A 24,680-nucleotide genomic window follows, 5' to 3' on the forward strand; every position below is an offset into this window, starting at 1 on the left:
ATGTTCGGCAGGCTGAAAGACTGGAGGCGAGTCGCAACACGCTATGACCGCTGTCCCAAGGTCTTCCTGTCCGCAATCGCTCTTGCCGCAACCGTCATCTATTGGTTATCAGTCCTGACCCTAGCTTGAGATAGTGTTCGGCAATTTCATCATCATGAAGCTCAGTATTTCGTCCCCACTTTACATATGCTGTCGTCCAAGGCGTCTCTGGTTCATGTGTCATATCGGATAATTGTTTAGCACTGTAATTGCCATAACGAGACCAGACGTGATCAATCAGATCGACTTCGTTCTGAGTCAAATTTGCTTCAAGCAACTGTCCACTGAGCGGCATGACCAACTGGCAATTTAGTCCTTGATACCCCCAATCCTTCACGTGTCTCCACAAAGATACATAAACTGGTCCATTGTCCCAAGCCTGAGGCCTTTCGGAAACAAGGCTCTCACCATTGATCACAAGGTTCCAACCATTTGATATACATATACGAGTTTTTGTACCAACATTTGTTGTGGTCACGTCGAAGAGTTACGGCGTTTCAAAAACTCATTCACAATCTCGGCCGGACTGTGATTTGGCATTGCCGCTATCCCCTACACTTGGAATATAATGGATGTGTTGATAAAATATAAGGATTTAGTCCTACCGCTTTTTGCGGCGTTTGACGCCGCCGCGTTGGCCGCCGCGGCCGGCTGTTGAGCGGCCGGAGGCTTTTTGGGCGTCGTCGACGGCTTTTTCGACGGCGTATTGGCGGGCCATGGGGTCGTCGGCCACGGCCAGATCGACGGCTTCGAGGCGTTTGACCTCGTCGCGCAGGCGGGCGGCTTCCTCGAATTCCAGGTTCTCGGCCGCTTTGCGCATGTCGGTGCGCAGCCCGTCGAGTACCGCTTGCAGGTTCCCCCCGGCAAGCCCCGTATCGACCTGGGCAGTGACGCGGTTCATATCGACGTCGCCTTTATAAAGGCCGGCCAGCACATCCTCTACATTCTTCTTCACGGTCTCAGGCGTGATCCCGTATGCCTCATTATAGGCGATCTGCTTGGCGCGGCGGCGATCGGTCTCGCGCATGGCGCGTTCCATACTGCCGGTGATCTTGTCGGCATACATGATCACGCGGCCATCGGCATTTCGCGCGGCACGACCGATGGTCTGGACCAGCGAGGTCTCGGATCGCAGGAACCCCTCTTTGTCCGCGTCGAGAATGGCGACCAGCCCGCATTCGGGGATGTCCAGCCCTTCCCGCAGCAGGTTGATCCCCACCAGTACGTCGAATGCGCCGAGGCGCAGGTCGCGCAGGATCTCGATCCGTTCGATCGTGTCGATGTCGCTGTGCATGTAGCGGACGCGGATGCCCTGTTCGTGCAGGTATTCGGTCAGGTCCTCGGCCATGCGCTTGGTCAGCGTGGTGACCAGGGTGCGGTAGCCCGCCTCGGCCACTTTGCGGATTTCATCCATGACGTCATCGACCTGCGTGTCGACGGGCCGGATCTCGATCACCGGGTCCAGCAAGCCGGTCGGGCGGATGACCTGTTCGGTGAAGACACCGCCCGATTGTTCGATCTCCCACGCGGCGGGCGTGGCGGAGACAAAGACGGATTGGGGCCGCATCGCATCCCATTCCTCGAACTTCAAAGGCCGGTTATCCATGCAGGAGGGCAGGCGGAACCCGTGTTCGGCCAGTGTGAATTTACGCCGGTAGTCACCTTTATACATGCCGCCGATCTGCGGGACGGAGACATGGCTTTCATCGGCAAAGACGATGGCATTGTCAGGGATGAACTCGAACAGGGTGGGGGGTGGTTCGCCCGGGGCGCGTCCTGTGAGATAGCGGGAATAGTTTTCGATCCCGTTACAAACGCCGGTGGCTTCCAGCATCTCGATGTCGAAATTGGTGCGCTGTTCCAGCCGCTGGGCCTCCAGCAACTTGCCGTCATTGACCAACTGGTCAAGCCGCATGCGCAGCTCTTTTTTGATGCTGATCACCGCCTGGTTCATCGTCGGGCGCGGGGTGACATAGTGGCTGTTGGCGTAGACGCGGATCCGGTCGAAATTGCCGGTCTTTTCGCCGGTCAATGGGTCGAATTCCGTCAGGCTTTCCAGCTCCTCCCCGAAAAATGACAGCCGCCAGGCGCGGTCTTCCAGGTGGGCGGGCCAGATCTCAAGCGCATCGCCCCGGACCCGGAATGTGCCGCGCTGGAACCCCTGGTCGTTGCGCTTGTATTGCTGGGCGATGAGGTCGGCCATGACCTTGCGCTGGTCATAGTTGCGGCCCGTATGCAGGTCTTGGGTCATGGCGCCGTATGTCTCGACCGAGCCAATGCCGTAAATGCAAGAGACCGAGGCCACGATAATCACATCGTCCCGCTCCAACAGGGCCCGGGTGGCGGAGTGGCGCATCCGGTCGATCTGTTCGTTGATCTGGCTCTCTTTCTCGATATACGTGTCGGACCGCGCGACATAGGCCTCGGGCTGGTAGTAATCGTAGTAACTGACGAAATACTCAACCGCGTTATCGGGGAAGAAGCCCTTGAATTCGCCGTATAATTGCGCGGCGAGGGTCTTGTTCGGGGCCAAGATAATTGCCGGACGCTGGGTCTCTTCGATCACCTTCGCCATCGTGAATGTCTTGCCGGTGCCAGTGGCGCCCAAAAGCACCTGGTCGCGCTCGCCGTCCCGCACCCCTTGGGACAGTTCGATAATGGCGGTAGGCTGATCGCCGGCCGGTTCGAACTCGGTCTGCATGCGAAAGGCCACACCGCCTTCCAGCTTGTCGCGGGTTTTCACATCCGGTGCGGCAGCATGCAGGACGGGCATCGCTTCTGGGGAGTTGTTGTGCATGGGCCTGCCTCGTGCAGATTTGGAAACGGAATAGCTTAGGATTGGGTGTGATGTCAGGTTGCGAAATCAACCTGCGCCGCGGTCGGATCTTTCAGAATACTCAGGGCGCAAAACCGCAGTGGATGATGCGTCGCCGTGGCCTGCTGTTTCAACCAACTCAATGCCGAACCGTCACCCAACGCATTCCGACAGATGACACTATCCTGCGGGTGCCAGGCCCGCTCCATGAATGCGCGCCCGAGCACGGTCATGAATCGTATTTGATCTGTCTGTTGCATTGCCATCCCCATGACTTCACAACATGCTGTTTTTCTCCAGGTCTTCAAGGTGCAGCGGTGCAGCTCCTGCCATGGCGGTCGACAGAGCAGATGCCAGCGCCGATATCTGCGGGCTCAGGAGGACCGACGGCTGCCACCTCCCTCCCCCAATTTGGGGGAGGGATCGAGGGAGGGGGGAGGGATCGAGGGAGGGGCACAGATCAGGGGAGCGACAATTCGGTCCCCCGCGCGATGGTCTAAACCAAAGCGCGCCTACCGTGTCAGTTCCCGGCATAGCCTGTCACAATCTCGGCGATACGCTCTTGTGACAGGATCGGAGGCAGCAGCGTCAGCACCACTCCCTCGGCATCCAAAAGATAGATATGGCTGCCATGGGCATAGATCGGGCCCGCGATCAGATCCTCAAAGACCAGCGTCTTTTCAACCGCGAAAAGCTTGTAAACATCACCCAACTCGGCTTCGGTCCCGGTCAGCCCCACGAAATCGGCGTGATGCTTGGCCAGGCCGGGCCCAATCGTCTCGACCGTGTCACGGTGCGGATCGATGGTGATCATCACCGGCTGCACCGCGATCCCGGCATCCCGCAATTGATCCGTTGTCTCGGCCATCAGGGGCAGCGCGACCGAGCATATGGCCTCGCAATTCGCATAGCCAAAGAACAGCAATTGAAAGTTGCCATTGGGGTCCACCTCGGTTCGGGTGGCACCGGTCTGGTCGGTCAGGGAAAAGGCCCCTCCCAGCTTGACAGGAAAGGGCAGGCCCGAGGGCGACGCGGGCGTTTGTGCCACCACTGCGAGGGCCGGCGCTTCCGCCGGGGTCGCCTCGTCCTGGGCGAAAGCTGGGCCAGAGAAGATAACGGCGGCGATCAAGGCGGCGCGCATCATTCCAGCCACTCTTCGATGAATGGTTTGTCGACCTCAACACCAAGCCCCAGATATCCCTCGCGTGCAATCTCGGCGAGGATACGCGGATCCCGGCGGAACCACGGGCCCTTACCCGCGGCCTTCGGGTTTGCGGCCGCCCAATCCGTGGTCCATTTGCTGGCAGTGGTCCATTCCCCGGTACCGGCGGCCCGGATCTTTTGTACCAGATAGACATTCATCGCGCCAATATCCGGGTCATCGATCATCAGGCCGTCGACCTCCACGTCCTGCGCGCAAAAGGCCAACAGCTCATTGGCGGCACCGGTAAAGGCGGGCTGGTTGTTCTTCAGCGGTAGAACCATCACGTCATCCGCCATCCGCAGCAAGGCAAGCTGACGTTTCCCGCCGCCGCAATTTTCCGGGCAATCCCCCGTCAACTCACAAAGCGGATCCACCACAGTGGCGACAAACCTGGCCGGAACTTCCGCATAAAGATTCCATGTCTTGGCCTCCGACCCTTCGGAAAAATCCTGCGCGGCGGCAGGGGCGGCAAGCAGGGCGAGTATCGCAATCAGGTGTTTCATGAGCATATCCCCCTACTCCTTGGCCGATTTCGGAATGGCAAAGCCGGGGATGACACCGTAATCATCATGGGTCGCGTTGATGATGTCGTCATCGGCCACAACCTGGGACACGACGATGTAATTGATCCCGTCGCGCTGATAGAGCATCCCATCGGCCGTGATCGTGTGACTGGCAATCTGCAACTGTGTGTCGCCGCCGTTCGAGGTATCGTCACCATCAATCTTCAGCACCATGTAGACCGTCCCATCCTCTGCCAGCAGGCCCACGGGAATGCCGCCCGCCGAACACCACAAGGCGCAAGTGTGATGGGCCGAACCCACAACAGCATCCGCACTGCCCATCACGCCGGAGAAGTAGCACCAAGTATCAATGACCTCCCCCTTGATCGTCACGCGCTCCCCCTGGGCTGCGGCATGCAGGCTTGAGGCCGCCGCGATAGTGATCAGTCCGGCGGCAAGGGTGGCTCTTCGTTTGGTAGGCATATCTGGGTCTCCCTGGTCGTTTTCACCAAGTCTGCCTCAGATTTACCTCCACCGGTTAGCTCTTTTTGGACTGATCAACAAAATTTTCTCTACCATAGCGGGTAGCCGTCACGCCTATGCAGGTCGGGCCAACACCGCGTAAAGGCGATGAAGGCGCGGGGCCATATCCATGATGTCTAGCTCCAATCGCTCCTCCATGGTCATCTACAGGTTGCGATGGGCAAAGGCACCCAACATCTCAAGATTATCCGCCTCCGACAGCGTGATCCCGTGATATTCGGCCAGACCGGTGGTGAACGCCCCGGCAAGCGCGCTGCCTGGCTGCAAGGCAGGGATCAGGGCCGCCCTGAACGCAGACAGGTCCAAATGACGAGCAGGGTAAGATCGGAGGTCATCGGCTCAACCATCACGGACCAAAGCGGCGCTTCATATCCTTTGGGCGGTGTCGCCGCGTCTGCGGGACCCTTGATCAGGTCACCATTCTGGATGGTTCCTTCTATGCCCACGATCCGCGCAGGCCCCAGCGAAAGCAGCCTATATGTGTGGTCGGCTCAATCGGGGCGCCACCGCTGCCATTGATGTCACAGACCTGCCCCAGGGCGCCGGGCGTGATCGCGCGCGCCATGAAGATCGGCGTATCGAACAGGGCAAACCTGTCGGCATCCTCTGCCACGGCCTCACCCGGCTTGCTTTCGCCTTGGCTGACAAAGACCATGCCCGTCGGTGCCACGTTGCAGGACAGACCCGCGGCAGGTGCGAATTGCAGGACGTCGTTCGGCAACGTCTCGGTGCAGGGGGCTTGTGCGCCGGGCGCGACCTCCCATTCTATGGCGGTGATGGTCGCATACCAATCGCCCGCTGGCAAATCACACTACAGGTCAGGCGGCGCTTCGGGGCCGGACCGCGATCCCCTAGGCAGTTGATCCGGGTTGTCGATCAAGACGCGCCCGTTCGACGTGAGCGCAAAGGTCCAGCTGGGGCCGGAATACATACGCTCCACTTCGGTCATGTCGCCATCGGTGGGCCTAAGTTTCCAGCCTCCATCACAGCGTGTGGACCAGGCGACAATACGGCCTGCCATGCTTTCGCGCCGCCAGATCGGGCCTTGCGCATACCAGACAAGCGGCCATGTGGCGGTATGTGCCATGTCTGCCGTCGCTAAACACCCTGTTTACCATGATCAGTCTGCGGCGGTCGGCGCCCTTGTCAATGCGTGGGCCTTGGCCGATATATGGCTGCACGGCAACCTAATGAGGCATCCATGCGCGCACGTATCTACCAACCGGCCAAGACCGCCATGCAATCCGGCACGGCCAAGACCAAGGGCTGGGTGCTTGACTATGTGGCCGATACCGCCCGCGAGGTGGATCCGTTGATGGGGTGGACCAGTTCGGACGACACACAAAGCCAGGTGCGGTTGCATTTCGACACCAAGCAGGCCGCGCTGGATTATGCCCGCGACAAAGGCCTGGAAGTCACGGTGACGGACCCCAAAAAGCGCAAACCGGTGATCCGGGCCGGAGGATATGGTGAGAACTTCGCCACCAATCGCCGCGGCGCCTGGACCCACTGACAGCCCATTCCACGCCCCCTTGATGGTGGCGGTGGGGGAGGCCTATGCGACGTTCGGTCGGGCGTATGTCTCTCGCCAGCTTGAGGTCTGTCTGGTCTGCTGCATGGAGCCCGAAACCCGCGACCGGATCATTGCAACACCGGTGCGTCAGATGCCACCTGACCTGATAGTGGCCTATTCAAACTCCGCCCACGGGGTGCCACACGATCTGGATGATCTGCGCGCGTTGATGCCTCGCTATCTTGAGCTGTTGGCAGATGATGAACTGGTCGATGATATCGGGATCGGGACAGAGCTGTTGCGTTTCGGCGATGCGGTGCGGGCAAGCGGATTTCTGAACGCCGGTCAGCTGGCGATCTATACCCGTTGGGCGCAGCAGATGGTGTTGCATTTCGGCTGGATCGACACCCAGACCGAAGGCGGGATCACATCCCCGATCCATCTGTTGGAGCTTTTGTCGTGTGGCGGTTTGCCTATGGCAGAGATCTGCGTGATGTTCGACCATCTGTTTGCGCAACCCGATTTCGGTATGGCTGCCTGTGGGGATTTCGCGATCGGTCTTGTGGCGCAGTGCAAGATGAAAAACGATCTGGTGAAGGCTGATATGTTCGCGCTCAACTACCTGCCGACAGCAGAGCGGACCGCCTTGGCCGATTGGTTGAACGGCGCGGCCCTGTCCGCCCGGATTTCCAGGATACGGGACCGTGCGGGCCATGAACCTGTGCCCTATTTTGCGCAGATCGCCTTGGGGATCTTGGCCAGCTATCGCGGGCATTTTGCCGATGCCTCTTTTCCCGAGAGAACACGATGACGAGGCCGTTAATTCGCGTGGCGGATGCGGGGGATTTTGACAAGATCTGGCCGATCTTTCGCGCCATTGTATCGGCGGGCCAAACCTACAGCTACGACCCCGAAACCGGGCGGGATGCGGCCCGCGCGATCTGGATCGATCATCCCCGCCGCACCTTTGTTGTTGAGGAAAACGGCGCCGTTCTGGGTACGTATTATATCAAGACCAACCAGGCTGGCGGCGGCGCCCATGTCTGTAATTGCGGCTACATGGTTGCCGATGCCGCCCGGGGCAAAGGCCTGGCGAACCTGATGTGCGAACATTCCCAACAGGTGGCACGCGATTTGGGCTACAAGGCCATGCAGTTCAACTTTGTCCTGGCCACCAATACCGGAGCGATCCGTCTGTGGGAGCGGTTGGGGTTCAAGACGGTCGGCCGGTTGCCCCGCGCCTTTGACCACCCCGAGGCGGGACTCGTCGATGCGTTGGTCATGTATAAGTGGCTGGCCGACTGACCGCCGGAAACCAGGGTCACACTGCATACACATTCCATGCGCAAACCATACATATCGCGTATTCATAGACCGCGCGCTGGGGTCAGCCTTTGTTCATCACTCCCCCGGATCCCCACGGCGCACAAGGTTTGAGTGGCGTTGTCAGCCGCCGGGCCGCGGATGCCCGTTGATGTTTGCGGCTGTTTCGGCATCGCGGCATTTGAAACAATTACACGGTGATTTACTTAGCCATGGAGCAGTTTCATCTGGATTTTCACCATGCGCCTGTCGATCATTTCACGCAACGGCAGCTATATCGGTTTGCTCGTGGCGAATGCCATCCTTAGCTCTGCCATGCCGATGATGATCATTCTGGGCGGGCTGGCCGGGTTGATGTTGGCCCCGTCCGCGGCTCTTGCCACGTTGCCTGCCTCCCTTTCGACGCTGGCGGCGTTGCTGGCCGCCGCGCCCTTTTCGCTGTTGATGGGCGCGCGGGGCCGAAAGACCGGGTTTGTCACGGGGGCGGCCTGTGCCGTCATCGGGTCCTTGATCGGGGTCTGGGCCCTGTTCACGGGCAGTTTTTTGCTTTTGTGCATCGCGCATCTTGCCCTTGGCGCTGCCCTCGCCTGCTACCAGTTTTTTCGATTTGCGGCGGCCGAGGTTGTCAGCACCGAATGGCAACCGGTCGCGATTTCATTGATCCTCACGTCAGGCTTGATCGCGGCTTTGGTCGGCCCGCAGATATTCATTGCCGCCAAAGATGCCCTGGTGCCGATCCCATTTGCAGGCGCATATGCGGCCCTTGCCGGTCTGTCGATTGTCGGGCTGATCCCGTTGGTCTTGACGAAGCTGCCTGCGCCCACCAATAGCGCATCACAAAGCCTCAAACAGCGGTTTGCCGCCCTGGACGTGTTGAAACGCAAACCTGTCCGCCTTGCGGTCGGTCTAGGGGCGGTGTCCCAGGGGATCATGGTTTTCTTGATGGTGCCGACCCCGCTGGCCATGATCGGATGCGGCTTTAGCGAAGCTGTGGCTGGCGATGTCATTCGCTGGCACGTCGTCGCAATGTTTGCCCCCAGTTTCTTTACCGGGTTCTTGATCAAGCGGTTCGGTGTTGGGCCGATTTCCATGATCGGGCTGCTACTGTTGATTATATCGTCGATTGGCGCGCTCAGCGGCCTGACATCCGTTCATTTTTACGGATCCCTCATTTTGCTGGGGATCGGCTGGAATTTCGGCTTTATCGGTGCGACGACGATGCTGGCGAATTCCGTGACTGATGATGAAAAGGCGCTGGTCCAGGGTGCGAATGACACCGTGATCGCATTAGTATCGACCCTGTTTGCGTTCGCAGCTGGCGCCATTATCGCCGGGTTCGGTTGGGCTGTGCTGGCAGGCGTTGCGCTGATCTTGTTGTTGGCGGCATCCGCGATCTTCGTCACGGAAACCCGCAAGATTGCCCACGTCCACGACGCCGCCAGCCGCCTTTGACGCGAAAGGAAGTGTTACCTGACGGTCGGCGAGCACATCTGGCGATCCCGGGAGGACTCGAACCCCCAACATCCTGATTAGAAGTCAGGTGCTCTATCCAGTTGAGCTACGGGACCGCTGAATTTGGCTATAGCAGCGCTGTTGACCGGAACCAATGGGCTTTCATGGTATTGTGGCGCCCATTGGCTTTGTCTTGCCCGCCACAAGAAAATGGGTTGCTGAATATCATGCGACTTTAACCTTCGCGTCTTCAACTCACCCCAGGCGGGAGGAAAAAGTGCCGTCGCGGCGGTGATGTTTGTAGCTGGGGCTCTGACATGACGGCGACAGTAGACGGGCGGCGGGCTTATCAGCTTCACACGACGGATAGCGGTGCCTCGACCGGGGTGTTCAGTCTGACCTAACGCGCTGCGCCATGCCGCCAGATAAGTTCAGCTTTGATCGTTTTGAAGAAGGTCTCGACGGCGGCATTGTCGTAACAATTCCCTTTTTCCGTTCGTGTACGCCTTGAAGCCGTGCTGGTGCAGGGTTTTCTGGCAGTCGTCCGAACGGTATTGGGCGGCTCCAAGCGGTCGTCGCAATGGCTGATGTTTATCTCAGGTCAGGATTTCTTCGAACGCCTTCGCGGGCGTTTTCCATCCGAGTGTTTTTCTGGGCCGATTGTTCAGGGTGTGTGCGACAGAATTGAGAGTGCTTTGATCATGGGTGCTGAGATCCGTGCCCTTTGGAAAGTACTGGCGCAACTCCTCTGTCCGTTTCAATCCTACAGTCCATCTCCCGAGTTACCGTAAATGCTATCAAAGAGCGCTATCAAACCGCGACAGGTCCAATCTGCGGATTTCAGTATTGATCAGGTTGATCTCGGTCGGCGTCTCGTGGGCAGATCGCCCGCTATTGCGGCAAGAGTCGAGGGGACGATCTTTTGTAAGTGCAACGCAGTCGGGTTGAAAACGGCATCGGACATGTTCATCAGATGCACGGCCATGCGGGGTAAATCGGGCCAACCTTTTTGCGTATTCCGAGTACCCGCAGCATCCACTGCGAGCATGAGTCAGTGTGGCGGCATCGATCCGTCGATAGGCCCACTATGCCCGATTAGGGTGAACGGTGTGCCGGGCTCACTTTGGACTTGCGCCCAGATCGCCATCAATGGTCCCGGCGCATCCATGGCGGGTTCGCACCGGTGCCCATGGGGCCTATTCCGCCGGGGCGGCTTGCCCCAGGAGATGCGGGTTAGGTGCGTCGGATCGGGTCAGACCAGATGTGACCCAGCGCAGGCGCAGCGCGTTTGTGATGACGAAAACGCTGGACAATGCCATGGCTCCGGCGGCCAGGATGGGGGAGAGCAGCAGACCGAAGACGGGGTAGAGCACGCCCGCCGCAACCGGGATCAACAGAACATTATAGGCAAAGGCCCAAACCAGGTTTTGCTTGATATTGGCCATGGTGCGCCGGCTGATATCCAGGGCCGACGTCACGCGGGACAGATCACCTGACATCAGCACGACATCGGCTGCCTCGATCGCGACATCCGTTCCGGCCCCGATGGCGATACCCACATCCGCCTGGGCCAGGGCAGGGGCGTCATTGATCCCGTCCCCCACAAAAGCGACGGGGCCATGGGCGCGTAAGGCGTCGATTGCGGCCACCTTACCATCTGGCATGACCTCTGCAGTGACGGTGATGATGCCCAAACGATCTGCGATGACACGAGCGGTTTGCGCATTGTCACCGGTAATCATCGCGACGTTCAAGCCCTGCGCTTTTAATGTGGCAATGGCCCCGGGAGTTGTTGGCAGAATGAGATCGGCCACGGCGATCACGGCGGCAATCTTGCCGTCGATGGCCGTAAAAAGGGGGGTCTTGCCTGCCGACGCAAGCTGTTGCCCCGCAGGTTTCAGCCCATCCAGGGAGATGCCGGATTGCGCCATCAGACGGTCAGCCCCGATCAGGACCTGCCGCCCTGCAACCTGTGCCGTCACCCCGAGCCCGGTGAGTGAGGAGAAAGCTGTCGGCTCTTCAAATGAGACGCCGCGGTCCTTCGCATGCCGGACGATGGCCTGGGCGACCGGATGTTCCGACATCGCCTCAGCACAGGCGATCAGGCGCAACACGTCATCCTCTTCAAATCCATCCGTCACGATCAGGTCGGTCAGGTCAGGGCGGCCCTGGGTCAGGGTTCCGGTCTTGTCAAAAGCGATGGTTTCAACCGTCTGAAGGCTTTGCAAGGCATCTCCACGGCGAAACAGGATCCCCAGCTCTGCCGCGCGCCCGGTGCCAACGACGATGGAGGTGGGCGTTGCCAAACCCATGGCGCAGGGGCAGGCGATGATCAACACTGCGACCCCGGCGACCAGGGCGTGGCTGAGCGCCGGATCGGGGCCAAGTATCAGCCAGACAAGCATGGTCAGTGCCGCCAGGCCCATGACGATGGGCACAAACCAAAGGGCGATCCGGTTGACCAGATCCTGTACCGGCAACTTGGCGCCTTGTGCGGCCTCAACCATGCGAATGATCTGGGCCAGCTTGGTGTTTTCGCCGACATCCGTCGCCCGCACCGTCAAGGCGCCGGTGCCGTTCACGGTTCCGCCGACAACCGCGGCCCCGTCCTGTTTCGCGGCGGGGATCGGTTCGCCTGTGATCATGCTTTCATCGACATAGGACATGCCGGATCTGACGATGCCATCGACGGGGATCTTCTCGCCCGGTCGGACATGGATGATATCGCCGCCCACGATGTGCTCGATAGGGCATTCGATGATCTCATCATCGCGCGTGACCCGTGCCGTTCTGGCCTGCAGGCCGATCAGTTTCTGGACGGCTGCGCCGGTCCGGCCCTTGGCACGGGTTTCCAGGAAGCGACCCAGCAGGATCAGTGTCACGATGACGGCGGCTGCCTCGAAATACACGGCGCGGGCGGTTGCGGGCAGCAGGGCGGGGGCAAAGACGACGATTGTGGAAAAAGTCCAGGCCGCGCCGGTGCCCAAGGCGACAAGACTGTTCATGTCAGGTGCCGCACGGGCCAGGGCAGGCAGGCCAAGGCGATAGAACTGCCACCCGGGCCAGGCCAGAACAAGCGTGGTGAGGCCAAACTGGATCAGCCAGCTTGTATCCAGGCCGATCGTCCGTGCGATCCAATGGTGGAGCGCCGGAACCATGTGAGCCCCCATTTCCAGCACAAAGACGGGTAGGGTCAACGCAGCGGCAATCAGAACCATGCGGCGCAGGTTGGCGACTTCCTCAGCGCTGCGATCTTGGGGCGATGGTGCCGACCTGTCCCCGCGGGGACGGGCGGGATAGCCCGCGGCGGTGCTGAGATGCGCCAGCGTTGCGGCTGTCACGCCGCCTTCTGCCACGCGCAGGGTGAGATGCGCGCCGTCTGGATCAATGGCGACATCCAGAACCCCGGGAACATCGCGCAACGCGGCGACGGCCGGTTCGCTCGGGTTTGAGACCGAAAGCTGGACTATGGCGGATTGCGGGGGATATCCGGCGGCTTCCAACGCGCGGATGACATCGCCGAGGATGCTTTTATCCGCCAACTGCATCTGCGCGCCATGGGTTGCCAGATTGACCTGGGGGTTCGTGACACCGGGCACAGCGGCCAATGCCCGCTCAACGCGACCGACACAGGACCCGCAATTCATGCCGGTCACCCCAATTTTGATCGCGTGGTCCTGTGTCATCCTGACGGCCTGCTGTTATTCCCGTCACATAGGGTGGTTGGCGGGCGGAAGGTCAATAGGGCGTTTGCGCCGATGCTGCCGGCCTAGCGCGCCTCGGCCAGTTGACCGTCGGGGGCAAACAGATGGGTGCGCGCTGCGTCAAAGGATAGGCCGACCATATCGCCGATGGCGATGCCGCTGCGGCGGGTGGACCGGGCCGTCAGATTTTGTTGACCTGCGTTAAGGGTGACGAAGAGGTCAGCGCCGGTATCTTCGATATCCGCAACTTGTAGAGGTTTTGAGAGGCGACCATCATCGGTGTGCACGATCTCAAGGTCTTCGGGGCGCACGCCAAAGGTCAGATCATTCTCCCCGGTCGCCAGTCCGTTCAGATCGACCGTCAGGGATGGATCCCCGGCTAGGGCCATGCCGGTCCCCGTGGCCTGCGCGGGCAGCAGATTCATGGGAGGAGAGCCGATGAAGCCCGCCACAAAAGTGTTGGCGGGGCTGTTATAGACCTGATCAGGGGTGCCGACCTGTTGGATCGCGCCGTCTTTCAGGACACAGATTTTGGTGGCCAGGGCCATCGCCTCGATCTGATCATGGGTGACATAGACGATGGAGGCGCCGAATTCGCGGTGCAGGCGCTTGATCTCTGCCCGCATCTCGACACGGAGCAGCGCGTCGAGGTTCGAGAGCGGTTCGTCGAACAAAAACAGCTTTGGGTCGCGAACCAGTGCCCGCCCTATGGCGACGCGCTGTCGTTGCCCCCCTGACAGGGCAGCGGGTTTACGCGAGAGCAGGTGGTCGATTTGGAGGACCTCGGCGACACGCTGTGCCTCCGCCTCGCGCTTTTGACGGGGCTCACCGCGCACCTTCATGCCAAAGGTGATGTTCTCTCCAACTGTCATGGTCGGATAAAGCGCATAGGACTGGAAGACCATGGCGATATCACGGTCCTTGGGTGGGACCTGCGCCACGTCGCGCCCGTCGATCTTGAGGCTGCCGGACGTAATCTCTTCAAGGCCCGCGATGCAATTCAGCAAAGTGGACTTTCCGCAGCCGGACGCGCCCAGCAGAACCAGAAAATCACCAGGCTGCATCGCGATGGACATGTCATGCAGCACCTCCAGGTCGCCGTAATTCTTGTTGAGACTTTGGATATCGAGGATGGTTGGCATGGGTTCGGTTTCCTAAGATCGCGCCTGCGGGGCGGTGCAGGTCGAAGCGCGTACGATCAGATCGACGGGGACGGTTTTTTGGATGTCGGCAATGGCCGCACCCCTCGATAGATCGATGATCAGCTTGGCGATTTCGGTCCCCGCATCGCGGATCGGCGCGCGGGTGACACTGAGCGGGACTGAGAAATTCTCGGTCTTGAGCGATGACAAGCAGTCATCATGGCTGATGATGGAGACATCTTCGGGGACGGTCAGCCCGTCCCGGCGCAAGCGGCGGGTCGCGCCCAATGCCACCAGGGTCGAGGCGCATAACAGCGCTGTTGGGGGCGACGGTTGCGCAAAAAGGGTGCCTGTTGCGCGATATCCGTATTCCTCCGTCATCATGTCATGCATGACCAGGGTGGGGTCAGGGATTAGATCATTGGTTACCAGGGCTTCGGTATAGCCCTTCAGCCGGTCGCGCGCGAAAATCGCATCACTCGGCCCGTTCAGCAGGCCAATTCGGGTATGGCCCAGGTTCAGTAGCAGGTTGGTGGCATCGCGAAAGGCCGATCGATTGCGAATGTCATAGAAGGCGTAATCCAGATCGACATCGCAACGGCCATGGACGACGAAGGGCACCTCCATCTCGGACAGGAGGCGGATGCGCGGATCGTCGGATTTGGGGCTGCTGAGGATGAAACCATCAACCTTGCCGGTATTGGCGAAGCGCTGGTAGGCCTGAATGCCCTCGGCCCCGGTCAGAACGATATCGAGGTCATGGGCCGCAAAGGCCGTGGTCAGCCCCGACAGGAAATCGACGAAATGGGGATCCATCAGCAGGTTATCCGCCTTCGGCAGGACGATCCCGTAGGCGCCTGCTCGCCCCGTGGCCAAACGGCGGGCACTGGTATTGGGGCGATAGTTCAGGTGGTTGGCGGCCTGTAGCACACGTTGTTTGGTCGTGGCATTAACCGTGCTGTAATCGTTGAGCGCGCGACTGACCGTGGCCTGTGATAAGCCGAGATGATCTGCAAGGTCTTTGAGGTTGGCCACTGCCGAGCCTTTGATCAGTTTGAAAGCGCTTTCTATGTCCGTATCACGGTTTTAGGCCCTTCGCAATCTTGGCCTGTCGCGATGGTGCGCAAATTTATGCAAACCTCAAAATTTCCCCAATAATAGAGGCATTCGGCACGTCGTGTTCGAAAGGTGCCAGAATGGCTGGTCTCAAAAATATGGTGAATGATCGAATTTGACATTGAAAGCGCTTTCATGAATCGCTACCCAGTGGATATCGGCAAGTCGGAGGTCTCATGGGGATGCAAGGTTCTGTCCAAGCTGCTTTGGTCGCTGATCGGGATGCGGACTGGTGGCGCGGGGCCGTGATCTATCAGATCTACCCACGCTCCTTTCAGGATACGACCGGCAGCGGCATTGGCGATCTGGCCGGGGTCACGCAGCGCTTGCCTTACATTGCGGGGCTTGGTGTGGATGCGATCTGGCTGTCGCCGTTTTTCGCCTCACCCATGAAGGATATGGGCTATGACGTGTCCGACTATTGCGACGTTGATCCGGTTTTTGGCACATTGGCTGATTTTGACGCTCTTGTGGCGCAGGCCCATGCCTGCGGCCTGAAGGTCATCATTGATCAGGTGCTATCCCATACCTCTGATCAGCATCCTTGGTTTATCGAGAGCCGGAACGATGCAGGGGGCGATAGGGCGGATTGGTATGTCTGGGCCGATGCGCGGTCCGACGGGACCCCGCCGACCAACTGGCAATCCGTCTTTGGTGGTGCTGCCTGGACCTGGAATGCCCGGCGCAAGCAATATTACCTGCATAACTTCCTGCCCAGCCAGCCAGATTTGAACCTGCACAATAGCGCCGTGCAGGATGCGCTGCTGGGCGCCGTGCGGTTCTGGCTGGAGCGCGGTGTGGATGGATTTCGGTTGGACACCGTCAACTTTTACTTCCACGATCAGCAATTGCGCGACAACCCTCCGGTTGCCGCCGGGGCGGGCAACGAAGTGCCGGATATGAACCCCTACGGCTATCAGGACCATATCTACGACAAGACGCGGCCGGAAAATATTGGGTTCCTAAAGAGGTTTCGTGCATTGCTGGATCAGTACCCGTGCACCACCTCGGTGGGGGAGGTCGGCGATGGCGCACGCTCCCTGCGGACGATGGCGGAATATACATCGGGCGGGGACCGGCTGCATATGTGTTATTCCTTTGACATGCTGGGCCCGGCCTTTTCGCCAGCGCATTTCCGGGGTTGTATTGCGGCGTTCAATGCGGCGTCGGACGAATTTTCTGATGGCGCATCCTGGCCGTGCTGGGCTTTCTCGAACCATGACGTGATGCGCCATGTCTCCCGCTGGGCAGACCGCTGCGATGACCCTGGGCAACTGGCCAAGCTGGCAGGCAGCGTGCTGATGTCGCTGCCGGGTTCGATCTGCCTTTATCAGGGTGAGGAATTGGGTCTGACTGAAGCGGAACTGGCCTTTGACGATCTGACGGATCCCTATGGCATCACGTTTTGGCCGGAGTTCAAGGGGCGCGACGGGTGCCGTACGCCCATGGTTTGGGAGAGGGAGGCCCCCCATGGCGGGTTTTCCACCGCCACCAAATCCTGGTTGCCCGTGGTCGGTCCGCACAGGGACCAGGCCGTCGATGTTCAATCGGGCGATCCAGCATCCGTCTTGGAGCATTACCGGGCCTTCCTAAAGCTGCGCCGCACCCATCCCGCGCTGGTCAAGGGCGCCATAGAGTTTCTGGACAGTCCGGATGATGGTCTGGCTTTCATCCGCGGTGATGGGACGGAGCGCATTTTGTGCCTGTTTAACCTTGGTCGGCATGACATCGCATTTCATGTACCGAACGGTTTGCGGGCGACGCCCCTGCCGATCGAGAGTTTCACGGCGCAGATGACGGACAACACCGTCACTTTGCGCGGGCATCACGCCTGCCTCGCCACGCTCACCTGAACCCACAACACCCGGAGGATCCCCATGAAAACCCTGTTGCTTGGCGCCGTCAGCGCGCTTGCCCTGACCGCCGCCCCCGCCTTTGCGTTCGAGGATGGCAAGCTGGTCATCTGGATCAATGGGGACAAGGGGTATAACGGCCTGGCCCAGGTGGGGGAGGTCTTTGCCGAGGAATTGGGGATCGAGGTGATCGTCGAACATCCCGAAAGCGTGACCGACAAATTTCAGCAATCGGCGGCGAACGGGCAGGGGCCCGACATTTTTATCTGGGCCCATGACCGGTTTGGCGAATGGGCGGCTGGCGGCCTGATTGTCCCCGTTGATCCGTCCGGAGAGATCAAGGCGAATACCTTTGATTTTACCTGGGATGCGGTCACGTTTGATGGTCAGATCTGGGGATACCCCGTCGCGGTGGAGGCTGTGGGGCTGATCTACAACAAGGCGCTGGTGCCCAATCCGCCAGCCACCATGGAAGAGATCGCCGCGATGAAGATCGACGGCGTCTCAACCCCCATCATGTGGGATTACAACAATACGTATTTCACCTTTCCGCTTTTCATGGCGGGTGGTGGCTATGCTTTTGAAAAGGTGGATGGTTCCTACGATCCCAGCGCTACTGGTGTTGCGAATGATGGCGCCGTTGCGGGGGCTTCGGTCGTCAAATCGCTGATCGATGATGGTGTGATGCCAAGCGGGGTGGATTACGGTGTGATGGATGCCGCGATCAACAAGGGGGAGACCGCGATGGTGATCAACGGACCCTGGGCCTGGTCGAACCTAGAGCAATCCGGCATCGATTTCGGGGTAGCCCCGATCCCGTCCGTAAACGGCCAGCCATCGAAGTCTTTCGTGGGTGTGCTGGCCGCGACGGTCAATGCTGCAAGTCCGAATAAGGATATCGCAAAAGAATTTATCGAGAATTACATGCTCACCGATGATGGGTTGAAAACGATCAATGATGACGTGCCGCTGGGCGCTGTCGCCTCCAAGTCGTTTTCAGAGCAGGTGGCCGATGACGCCAGGATCGCGGCCACGTTGGAGAATGCCAAGGTTGGTGTGCCCATGCCGTCGATCCCCGAAATGGGTAAGTTCTGGGCGGCGATGGAACCTGCCTTGCAATCGATCACTGGCGGTCAAGCCTCTGTCGAGGATGCGTTGAAGGGCGCCGAAGCGCGCATTCTGGCCAAGTAAGCGCCTTTGGGGGCACCCGATGGTGCCTTCGACCAGCCATGGACAGCACCGTGAACACCCCCGCCGACCGACCGGTCTCGCTCCTCTCGGGGTCCATCTTGCGATGGGCCGGGTTGGGCGGCATCGCCTTGATATTCCTCTATGTCGTGTGGGGATTGTACCTGGCGGGGGAGCCGGTTTTTGCAGTCGTGATGTTCACCCTTGGGTCCATCGCGACGGTTCTGTTCGGCTGGGCGCGGTTTTACACATGGCGTTTTGTCTTTCCCGCGGTGGCGGCGGTCGCCCTCTTTATCCTGTTGCCGGTGCTTTACACCTCGGCCATCGGGTTCACCAATTTCTCGGCGCGCAATCTGCTGACATTCGAGCGGGTGCAGGACTATCACCTGGCGCGCATGGACAAGGCAGAAGGCAGCGCGCGCGCCTTTGGTCTGACCGAGGATCGGCGGCTTTACTTCCCCCCAACTGCCGATCAACCCGCGCTGATCACCGACCCGCTGACCGATGCGGAGGCCGGCAACCTCACCGCAACTGTGGCGCCGGTTGAAGCGCCCGGTCTGCAAGCTGTGCGGGAGGTGATCAAGAACCGTGCCGTACTGCAAACCCTGTCGGTCACCGCGCCCGATGGCAGCGTGTTGACCATGGACGGTTTGCGGGAATTTGCGGCAGCCGAACCCTTGTATATCCTAAGCACCGATGGGGTGCTTCTGGCAAAAGATGGCGGCATCCTGACCCCCAACCATAAGACGGGTTTTTACCAGACCGCCGATGGCCAACAGATCTCCCCCGGGTGGCGGGTCGGGGTGGGCTGGCAGAATTTCAACAAGGTGCTGACCTCTGACGGGGTGCGCCAGCCGATGTTGCAGATTTTTCTATGGACGGTTGTCTTTGCCTTTCTGTCCATGGCGCTGACATTCGCCGTTGGTACGGCGCTCGCCGTCATCCTGGATTGGCAGCATCTCAGCCATAAGGGGCTCTACCGCGTCTTGTTGGTGCTGCCCTATGCGGTGCCCGGCTTCATCTCGATCCTGGTTTTCCGCGGCCTCTTCAACCAGAATTTCGGTGAGATCAATATGATCCTGACCGGCCTTTTTGGGATCAAACCCACCTGGTTTACCGATCCGGTTCTGGCCAAGACCATGCTGTTGATCGTGAATACCTGGCTTGGCTATCCCTATTGGATGCTCCTGATTGGGGGGTTCTTGCAAGCGGTCCCGCAAGATCATTACAAAGCTGCGGCCTTGGATGGATCAGGCCCTGTGCGCAACTTCTTTGCCATTACGCTGCCGCAGATCCTGCCGCCATCCGTGCCGCTGCTGATCGCCAATTTCGCGTTCAATTTCAATAATGTCGTCCTGATCCTACTGTTGACCCGGGGCGGGCCAGACATTCCCGGCACCATAATCCCGGCGGGTTCGACTGACCTTTTGGGATCGTTCACTTTTCGTCTGGCCTTTAACGATTCCGGCCAGGATTTCGGCATGGCCGGTGCGATTTCGACCATCATCTTCCTGATCACAGGGATCATCGCCTATGCCAATTTCCGCGTCATGCAGCGGGTGGCCGCCAAACGGAGTGCGCGCGGATGATGGTCGAAGACAAAACCACGCTCAGATGGCGCAAGATCGCCGCCCATGGTTTTATTATCGCCTTTATCGCGCTGATTATGTTCCCGTTCCTGATGGTGCTGTCGATCTCGTTCCGGGAGGGGAATTTCTCGACCGGGAACCTGTTGCCAGAGCGCCCGACATTGGAGCATTGGGCGTTGGCCCTGGGCTTTGACTACACGCGCGCGGATGGGACAGTCATGACACCGCCATATCCGGTGCTGCTGTGGCTGTGGAATTCGATCAAGATCGGGTTGATCGCCTCGGCTGGCGTGTTGTTGCTGTCGACGACCTCCGCCTATGCGTTTGCCCGGATGAAGTTTGCCGGAAAGTCGACGGTCCTGGACGCGCTGTTGATCATCCAGATGTTTCCAGCCGCCCTGACAGTGATTGCCATCTATGCGATTTTCGATGCGCTGGGGCAGGTCGTGCCGTGGATGGGGGTTGATCACCATGGCGCCGTGATCATCGCCTATTTATCGGCGATCACCCTGCATATCTGGACGATCAAGGGCTATTTCGAAAGCATTGATCCCGCCTTGGACAAGGCCGCGCAGATCGACGGTGCCACACCGTGGCAGGCGTTTCGCTATATCTTTCTGCCGCTGGCCTTGCCGATCCTGGCCATCGTCTTTGTGCTGTCGTTCATCTTTCTGGTGAACGAATATCCCGTGGCCTCCGTCTTGCTACGGGATACTGATCAGATGACGCTGGCTGTTGGTGCCCGGCAATATCTCTACCCCCAGAAATACCTGTGGGGGGATTTCGCGGCGGCTGCGATCCTGTCAGGCCTGCCGATCACCGTGCTGTTTCTGATCTGCCAGCGGTTTCTGATTTCCGGGCTCAGCGACGGGGGCGTCAAAGGGTAGGGCAGGGCGATATCGCGCGATAAGCGCCGCCATGTAGTCCATTGCATCGGGCAATTGATCCGCGTCCGCCACCCGCCAATCCCAGTTCCCGCCGACAGTGCCGGGTGTGTTCATCGTGCCCTCGTCACCCAGGCGCATCAGGTCTTGCAGGCACAGGATCGCGACCGCGCATCGCGACGATAGCGTGTAAGCCAGCAATCCATCCAAATCCAGTGTTTCGGCTGTTGGGACGGCTTTGCGTATCTCATCCAGAAACAGCGCGCGTTGATTGGATGACAGCGTGGTCAGCCAGGCCAGGGTGGTTGGAGTGTCGTGGTTACCCAGATACGCCCAACCAACCGCGCGATGGTTTTCCAGAAAATGGATCTGCTGGATGTCGGACTGCCCCACCAACTGCACGACATGCATGCTGGGCAAGCCAAACGCATCGCGCAGATCAAACACCTGCTTGTCTACCGCACCCAGATCTTCGATGATGATCTGTAATCCTGGGATCTGGGCATAGGCGGCTGTCAACAAGGCGGCACCGGGGCCAGGGCGCCAGGCGCCCAATTGTGGGTCGGGCGTTGCGGCAGGGATCGACCAATAGGCGGCCAGGGCGCGAAAGTGATCGATGCGGAACCGGTCATAAAGGCGTTGCGCCCGTGCCAAACGCCTGATCCACCACCCGTAATCGTCGCGGGCCAGAGTCTCCCAATCGTAAACCGGGCTGCCCCAACACTGACCATCGGCACAAAAGTAATCGGGCGGCGTACCCGACAGCTGGGCTGGCCGACCGACCCGATCCAGTGCAAAATGGCCGCGATTGGCCCAGACATCGGCGCTGTCACCATCAACGTAGATCGGGACATCGCCCACAATCTCTACCCGGTGTTGGGTTGCGAATGTGCGCAGTGCAAACCATTGCCGATGAAACAGGTATTGCTCCAACACGTACCGATCGGCGATGTCGCGATGTATCGCCATGATGTGGTTAACGCTCGCTGGATCGCGATCCCGCAGCGCATCGGGCCACTCCCACCATGGCGTGGTGCCGCCTTGCACTTCGCGGATCGTGGCAAAGGCCACGTAGTCTGTCAGCCAGTCGGCTTCTGCAGCGCGAAAGGCAGCCATCCCCTCACGGTGGGATGCCGCCGCTGGCGCGGACCGAACCCAGTTGGACAGTTGATCAAAGCAGTGCAACCGATGAGCGCGGACCGCATCAAAGTCATAGCGATCAGACGGTCCGGTATAGTCCGCCACATCGGGGAAGCCATCAGCGGCCAGGTCATCGAAATCCACAAAAGCGCTGTTCCCACCCATGGCGGATTTCGCCATATAGGGCGAGTCCTGGTCGTCCAGCGCATCGGCGGGCAGGATCTGCCAGATCGCAATGCCGCGGTCAGCCAACAGCCGAACAAACCGACGGGCTGACGCCCCCAATGTGCCACAGCCAAAGGGGCCAGGCAGACTGCTGATATGGCAGAAAATGCCGGTTGATGCTGTCTGTCTTGGCACCGGAACGTCCTTGTTTTCTGTGGTATTGGCCCGGTTTAAGGGCGCGTCATGGTGAGCGTGGCCAGCGTCGCGCCACAGTCATAGGCTAGTTGATCCGCCGGTCCGAGAACGTCAACGACATGGGGGTCACAATTGCCATCGTGCCCGCCACCAAAGCGATATTCTCCCTCGAATTCATTCACGCGGCGGGTCAACAGATCGCCGTCCTCGGGGAACCCTTCGTTTGATTGCACGACCACTTGATAGCCCCACTCAGCCGGCGTGCCGTCACCCAACGCGGCCTTCGCGACGTAACCGGTGATCCGCGTCCCATTGGCGCTGACATCCGTGGCGACCAAGATATCTGCGGCGAGATCTTTGGCCTTTGGTATCTCTGCCATGACGCGCGTCTGGGGCTGTGGTGAGACGATGATAGCCCTGTCCCAAGCGGCATCCGGGGCAAAGGTGATATTCAGCCCCGGAAGGCCAGCGACATGACCGCCGGTGCCCGTATCCACGAAGACGAAGAATAGTTGCACGTCAAAGCCACCTGCCATGTTCCATTCATTCTGAACCGGAGTCGCGATGTCGAAGTCGAGGCGCAACCGCTCCGCTTCCTCCGTGACCGAGAATGCCAGCAGATCGAACGCGCCGGGGCGGAATACCGGGTTGGTCGGGTAGATCAGCGCTCCTGCTCCTACATCGTCGCCCGCCGGATCTGTGAATGTAAGGCCATCGGCGCATGCGGGCAGCGCAAAGGCGGCCGTCAGGATAAGGCTGGCGAGGGGCCGCATCATGGTCATCTCCCTATGGTTTGGGTTTCAAAATCCAGATGGACTGGGCCGGTACCGTCAGGGGCAGCACACCGCCGGTGGCACGGAAAAGATGATTTCCCAACTGCTCCACCCATTCGGCATCATGGTCCACCGGGATTGCGGCAGAGGCGTCCTCCACCCCGCGATTGACGGCAATGATTACAGTCTCTTCGTCCTGCGAACGCGCAAAGATCAAAAGGTCACCGTCATCGGAAAGTGCCTGGAACGCCCCCATGGAGAGCGCAGGTGATGCATGTCGGATCGCGATCAGCCTTTTGTAATAATCCAGCATTTCAAGGTCTTGCGGCTGCCCCGCGCCCGGGAGGATGTCGGCCAAGCCCCAGGGCATGTCGGACCGGTTACTTGGCCATTCGCCAATGTCGCGCGCCACCTCTTCACCGTAATAGATGATTGGCATCCCGACCGAGGTCATTTGCAATCCCGCTGCCAGTTTGAACAGGGTCTTGTCGCCGTTCAATTCGTGCAGCAGGCCGGGTTCGTCATGACCGGACAAGTAATGGGCCAGCACGGCGCCAGGTGTGTGTTTATGTCGCTTTTGCAGATACCCTTGGGCAAAGGCGACGGTGCGAGACCGCCCCAACAACCAGTCCCCGACGGCCCCGCGGAAGGAGAAATCGATCCCGCCGGTCATCAATCCGGGCTCGAAATAGCGTTTGGACAGGGCGCTGGCATCGGCGCCCCAGACCTCTCCCAATGTCAGGAAGTGCGGCCCGAAACGATCTACCACCAAAGACTGGTTCTGGGCCAGCACGGCAGGCTCCACATGTTTGGCCGTATCGATCCGGTAGCCATCAAATCCGATGCGGTCGACCCAGGCAGCATGGGCGTTCAGGACATGGCGCGTGGCATCGGGACGCTCCGTTTTTAGGTCAGGCAGCCCGAACAGGCAGGTGGTCAGGTCATCCGTCCCGCAATCGTCGTTCTGCCGTATCCAATCGGGGTGTATATCGATGAAATCACTGCCATAGCCCACATGGTTGAACACCACATCAACAAGCACTTTCATATTGAGGGCATGGGCCTGATCGACGAGCGCTTTCAGATCCGCCTCGCTTCCCATGCGCGGGTCAAGCGCCGTAAAATTGTCTGCCCAATAACCGTGATAGGCCCAATCGGGAAAGCCTGCGCCTTCGACGTAACCGTCGATATTGTCGACAATCGGCGTGATCCAAAGAGCTGTCACGCCCAGTTCATCGAGGTATGGCAACTGGTTGGTCAGACCTTTCCAATCCCCGCCGTGGAAATAGCCGGGCTTGCTCGGGTCGGTTTCATGGGCATTGGGCAAGCCATCGGCAAATCGATCCGGGATGACAAAGTAAAGAACTTCTTGGTTCCAGTCATGCAAAGCGGGCTTGCCGTGCTGGTCGGCCACCACCAGCGAGGCAGATCCGAGTGTGGCGCATGTGGCGATCATCTTGGTGAATTGCATGCTGATCTCTCCAAAAGGATTATCCCGGGGCCGGATCCAAGGGATCATCCAGCCCAGGAATGCGGACC

General features: G+C 59.5%; 23 protein-coding genes, 1 tRNA gene and 2 pseudogenes. 8 read left to right on the top strand and 18 right to left on the bottom strand.

Features of this window, described 5'->3' with window-relative positions; all coding sequences use genetic code 11:
* Positions 1-94: 94 nt before the first annotated feature.
* The 9 genes from IU397_RS23970 to IU397_RS16355 form a co-directional block, all read right to left on the bottom strand.
* Positions 95-517, bottom strand: a complete 423-nt coding sequence (locus IU397_RS23970) for a Panacea domain-containing protein (RefSeq protein WP_370541712.1) — start codon at positions 515-517, stop codon at positions 95-97.
* 123 nt (positions 518-640) lie between these two features.
* Positions 641-2,836: an excinuclease ABC subunit UvrB gene (gene uvrB / locus IU397_RS16320; RefSeq protein ID WP_204415790.1), complete on the bottom strand. Its 2,196-nt coding sequence runs from the start codon at positions 2,834-2,836 to the stop codon at positions 641-643.
* A 53-nt stretch (positions 2,837-2,889) separates the two neighbouring features.
* Positions 2,890-3,114 carry a hypothetical protein gene (locus tag IU397_RS16325; RefSeq protein WP_204415792.1) on the bottom strand — a complete coding sequence of 75 codons (225 nt, stop codon included), beginning with the start codon at positions 3,112-3,114 and terminating at the stop codon, positions 2,890-2,892.
* A gap of 260 nt (positions 3,115-3,374) precedes the next feature.
* Positions 3,375-3,998, bottom strand: a complete 624-nt coding sequence (locus tag IU397_RS16330; protein ID WP_204415794.1) for an SCO family protein — start codon at positions 3,996-3,998, stop codon at positions 3,375-3,377.
* A complete protein-coding gene (locus tag IU397_RS16335) occupies positions 3,995-4,561 on the bottom strand; it encodes a hypothetical protein (RefSeq protein ID WP_204415796.1) in 567 nt (188 codons plus the stop codon). Before IU397_RS16335 ends, IU397_RS16330 begins: the two co-directional genes overlap by 4 nt.
* Positions 4,562-4,573: 12 nt before the next feature.
* Positions 4,574-5,044 (bottom strand): hypothetical protein, encoded by a 471-nt coding sequence (locus IU397_RS16340; RefSeq protein ID WP_204415798.1) that lies wholly within the window; start codon positions 5,042-5,044, stop codon positions 4,574-4,576.
* A gap of 204 nt (positions 5,045-5,248) precedes the next feature.
* On the bottom strand, positions 5,249-5,410 hold the full coding sequence (locus IU397_RS16345) for a hypothetical protein (RefSeq protein WP_204415800.1): 162 nt from the start codon (positions 5,408-5,410) through the stop codon (positions 5,249-5,251).
* 130 nt (positions 5,411-5,540) lie between these two features.
* Positions 5,541-5,909: a hypothetical protein gene (locus IU397_RS16350; protein ID WP_204415802.1), complete on the bottom strand. Its 369-nt coding sequence runs from the start codon at positions 5,907-5,909 to the stop codon at positions 5,541-5,543.
* Positions 5,910-5,915: 6 nt separating this feature from the next.
* A complete protein-coding gene (locus IU397_RS16355; RefSeq protein ID WP_204415804.1) occupies positions 5,916-6,191 on the bottom strand; it encodes a hypothetical protein in 276 nt (91 codons plus the stop codon).
* A 114-nt stretch (positions 6,192-6,305) separates the two neighbouring features.
* Here IU397_RS16355 and IU397_RS16360 point away from each other — a divergent pair, with 114 nt between their 5' ends.
* The 4 genes from IU397_RS16360 (at position 6,306) to IU397_RS16375 (ending at position 9,392) form a co-directional block, all read left to right on the top strand.
* Positions 6,306-6,617 (top strand): ETC complex I subunit, encoded by a 312-nt coding sequence (locus IU397_RS16360; RefSeq protein ID WP_204415806.1) that lies wholly within the window; start codon positions 6,306-6,308, stop codon positions 6,615-6,617.
* Complete coding sequence (locus IU397_RS16365) at positions 6,574-7,428, top strand: hypothetical protein (protein WP_204415808.1); 855 nt, start codon at positions 6,574-6,576, stop codon at positions 7,426-7,428. The genes IU397_RS16360 and IU397_RS16365 overlap by 44 nt, the downstream gene beginning before the upstream one ends.
* Positions 7,425-7,922 carry a GNAT family N-acetyltransferase gene (locus tag IU397_RS16370; protein WP_204415810.1) on the top strand — a complete coding sequence of 166 codons (498 nt, stop codon included), beginning with the start codon at positions 7,425-7,427 and terminating at the stop codon, positions 7,920-7,922. Before IU397_RS16365 ends, IU397_RS16370 begins: the two co-directional genes overlap by 4 nt.
* Positions 7,923-8,180: 258 nt before the next feature.
* Positions 8,181-9,392, top strand: coding sequence for an MFS transporter (locus tag IU397_RS16375; RefSeq protein WP_204415812.1), 1,212 nt, complete (start codon positions 8,181-8,183; stop codon positions 9,390-9,392).
* Between the two features lie 39 nt (positions 9,393-9,431).
* On the opposite strand, the gene IU397_RS16380 is transcribed toward IU397_RS16375, so the two are convergent.
* The 6 genes and pseudogenes from IU397_RS16380 to IU397_RS16400 all read right to left on the bottom strand — a co-directional run bounded on the left by IU397_RS16380 (position 9,432) and on the right by IU397_RS16400 (position 15,273).
* Positions 9,432-9,508: transfer RNA gene (locus tag IU397_RS16380), tRNA-Arg, on the bottom strand.
* A 302-nt stretch (positions 9,509-9,810) separates the two neighbouring features.
* Positions 9,811-9,952, bottom strand: a pseudogene (locus IU397_RS23975) (IS3 family transposase); the annotation flags it as partial.
* Between the two features lie 36 nt (positions 9,953-9,988).
* A pseudogene (locus tag IU397_RS16385) lies at positions 9,989-10,135 on the bottom strand (IS30 family transposase); the annotation flags it as partial.
* Positions 10,136-10,588: 453 nt separating this feature from the next.
* Complete coding sequence (locus tag IU397_RS16390) at positions 10,589-13,078, bottom strand: heavy metal translocating P-type ATPase (RefSeq protein WP_204415814.1); 2,490 nt, start codon at positions 13,076-13,078, stop codon at positions 10,589-10,591.
* An 83-nt stretch (positions 13,079-13,161) separates the two neighbouring features.
* Positions 13,162-14,238, bottom strand: a complete 1,077-nt coding sequence (locus tag IU397_RS16395) for an ABC transporter ATP-binding protein (protein ID WP_204415816.1) — start codon at positions 14,236-14,238, stop codon at positions 13,162-13,164.
* 12 nt (positions 14,239-14,250) lie between these two features.
* The gene (locus IU397_RS16400; RefSeq protein WP_204415823.1) at positions 14,251-15,273 is read right to left on the bottom strand and encodes a substrate-binding domain-containing protein; all 1,023 of its coding nucleotides are present in this window, start codon (positions 15,271-15,273) and stop codon (positions 14,251-14,253) included.
* A gap of 257 nt (positions 15,274-15,530) precedes the next feature.
* Between IU397_RS16400 and IU397_RS16405 the strand changes: the two genes are divergently transcribed.
* The 4 genes from IU397_RS16405 to malG are packed head-to-tail and all read left to right on the top strand — an operon-like array spanning position 15,531 to position 20,871.
* Positions 15,531-17,207, top strand: a complete 1,677-nt coding sequence (locus IU397_RS16405; RefSeq protein WP_239479875.1) for an alpha-glucosidase — start codon at positions 15,531-15,533, stop codon at positions 17,205-17,207.
* Positions 17,208-17,231: 24 nt separating this feature from the next.
* Entirely contained in the window at positions 17,232-18,398 is a 1,167-nt protein-coding gene (malE, locus tag IU397_RS16410; protein WP_204415832.1) for a maltose/maltodextrin ABC transporter substrate-binding protein MalE, read from the top strand.
* Positions 18,399-18,448: 50 nt separating this feature from the next.
* Positions 18,449-19,984 carry a maltose ABC transporter permease MalF gene (malF, locus tag IU397_RS16415; RefSeq protein WP_370541713.1) on the top strand — a complete coding sequence of 512 codons (1,536 nt, stop codon included), beginning with the start codon at positions 18,449-18,451 and terminating at the stop codon, positions 19,982-19,984.
* A complete protein-coding gene (gene malG, locus IU397_RS16420; protein ID WP_204415836.1) occupies positions 19,981-20,871 on the top strand; it encodes a maltose ABC transporter permease MalG in 891 nt (296 codons plus the stop codon). The genes malF and malG overlap by 4 nt, the downstream gene beginning before the upstream one ends.
* Here malG and malQ read toward each other — a convergent pair.
* From malQ to IU397_RS16435, 3 genes are read right to left on the bottom strand one after another with little or no spacing between them, the layout of a single operon-like run.
* Complete coding sequence (malQ, locus tag IU397_RS16425; protein ID WP_204415838.1) at positions 20,788-22,368, bottom strand: 4-alpha-glucanotransferase; 1,581 nt, start codon at positions 22,366-22,368, stop codon at positions 20,788-20,790. The genes malG and malQ overlap by 84 nt on opposite strands.
* A 35-nt stretch (positions 22,369-22,403) precedes the next feature.
* Positions 22,404-23,144: a glucodextranase DOMON-like domain-containing protein gene (locus tag IU397_RS16430; protein ID WP_204415840.1), complete on the bottom strand. Its 741-nt coding sequence runs from the start codon at positions 23,142-23,144 to the stop codon at positions 22,404-22,406.
* 10 nt (positions 23,145-23,154) lie between these two features.
* The gene (locus tag IU397_RS16435) at positions 23,155-24,612 is read right to left on the bottom strand and encodes an alpha-amylase family glycosyl hydrolase (RefSeq protein WP_204415846.1); all 1,458 of its coding nucleotides are present in this window, start codon (positions 24,610-24,612) and stop codon (positions 23,155-23,157) included.
* Positions 24,613-24,680: the final 68 nt, after the last annotated feature.

This window comes from Actibacterium sp. 188UL27-1, assembly GCF_016901225.1.
In the GTDB taxonomy this organism is placed as follows: Bacteria; Pseudomonadota; Alphaproteobacteria; order Rhodobacterales; family Rhodobacteraceae; genus 188UL27-1.